Below are 1,517 nucleotides of genomic sequence, written 5' to 3'. Positions count from 1 at the left end.
TAGAACGTATTAAGCAGGGCCTGGCACGTTCGGGTTACAAACCAACAGGCAAGAAGGCAAATGAGGCTAAACATAAACGAATAAAAGAATTGCTAGTAGCTGGCAATATGACTAAGGAAGAAATTGCCAAAGCAGTGAATTGTGGAGTTGCAACTGTCTATCGAGTTGCTAAAGTTATTTAAAAAAAACTTATAATGCCCTGAAGAGGATACTTATACCCTTCCGCAGTAGGGTTACTTTATATAAGAAATTTTTAGGGTAAATATGGAAATAACTCTGATATTTTAAATTTGAAAGTTATGATTTAGATGTTTTATATGGAGCTCTTATACCTTATATTATTGCAAGTAAAGAAAGTAAGATATTGAAGGAAAGGTTATGAGAAAAATGAAGTACTTTTTAAGTTTCATTATCTTATTTTCTACAATTGCTTATACCCAAAAAAATGAAAATTCATCTGAATTTGTTGTCCAACTTACCGTAACAGAACATTGTGAGATCCAGAGTACTCAGACTCAATCTATTGATTTTGGATCTATTCAACGATCAACAAATCATGTAACTAGCTCAGGAAGTTTGAATGTTAGTTGTAGTCAAAATACTCCATACTCGATTGCTTTAAACAGCGATAAGACTTTAAAGAATACACAAGACAATTCTATCCAGGTTCCGTATCAGCTCTATCAGGATGCTGGATTTAAAACTGTTTGGGGAAGCTCTTCTCAAGAAAATTTTGCAAGTACGGGAACTGGTACGGATCAGAACTTCAAAATCTGGGCAAAAATTAATGAAGGCGCCACGAATGTTCCTGCGGGTGTATATAATGATATTGTGGTTGCTACGATTACATATTAATACGTTAAAGTGACCGTCACAGTATCACTATAGTTTCCTGCACTTTTGAGAGGCTGTTGGGGGACATGTCCGTAAACAGAGATTGGTTGCTGCCCATTTGTTCCTACACCTTGCGACCTGTTATTAGAACTATCCCATTTTTGAGTTAAGTTACTGTTTAAGTATAAATCATAGTTTATATAATCCTTGCCATTAAACATTCTTCTCTGATTATTCAGAGCATATTTGCCATTATTTAATCCTACTCGCCAAGTAGTGCGTGAAGGGCATTGCAGAGAAATTTGACCACTTGTGTGTAAGTCTCTGTTCAAATTATCAATTTGACCAAAATCCAAATCTGTTGTTGAGAGTAATGCACAAACATTCTCATATTCTGCAAAAACACTCATATTGGCCGTATCCGAATATCTTAAATTACTAGCGTTATAGCCGTTAGGATAGTTCTCATTTCTTTCAAAATCATAAAGGATTTCAAGCGATAAAGTAGAGGATCTGTAATTACCAGCAGCCCCTGTCTGTCCTGGATAAAAAAGACCATAAACTGGGATCACTTCAGTCAATTGCTTACCACCCGTAATTGTATAGTCTCTACAACCCATAGCAGTTAATTGATCACGCGATTGGATTAAATGAGTAAAACCAGGGTCATAAAAAAGGTTATA

The 1,517-nt window shown here is 35.5% G+C and carries 3 protein-coding genes; 2 read left to right on the top strand and 1 reads right to left on the bottom strand.

Annotated features, from left to right (window positions below; translation table 11 throughout):
• Window positions 1-182, top strand: a 182-nt coding sequence (locus FTV31_RS16805) for a helix-turn-helix domain-containing protein (protein ID WP_180015772.1), incomplete at its 5' end; no start/stop codon positions are given.
• Between the two features lie 196 nt (window positions 183-378).
• Window positions 379-855: a spore coat U domain-containing protein gene (locus FTV31_RS16800; RefSeq protein ID WP_168406833.1), complete on the top strand. Its 477-nt coding sequence runs from the start codon at window positions 379-381 to the stop codon at window positions 853-855.
• On the opposite strand, the gene FTV31_RS16795 is transcribed toward FTV31_RS16800, so the two are convergent.
• The coding region (locus FTV31_RS16795; RefSeq protein WP_180015770.1) for a spore coat U domain-containing protein at window positions 852-1,517 on the bottom strand (666 nt) is incomplete at its 5' end. The genes FTV31_RS16800 and FTV31_RS16795 overlap by 4 nt on opposite strands.

The sequence above is a fragment of the Acinetobacter sp. YH16031 genome (assembly GCF_013417335.1).
GTDB lineage: Bacteria > Pseudomonadota > Gammaproteobacteria > Pseudomonadales > Moraxellaceae > Acinetobacter.
This window is presented reverse-complemented; position numbering and strand designations above follow the sequence as displayed.

Excerpts from the sequence above, each read along its gene's own strand:
- FTV31_RS16800 (WP_168406833.1), top strand. The coding sequence starts at position 379 with ATGAGAAAAATGAAGTACTTTTTAAGTTTCATTATCTTATTTTCTACA.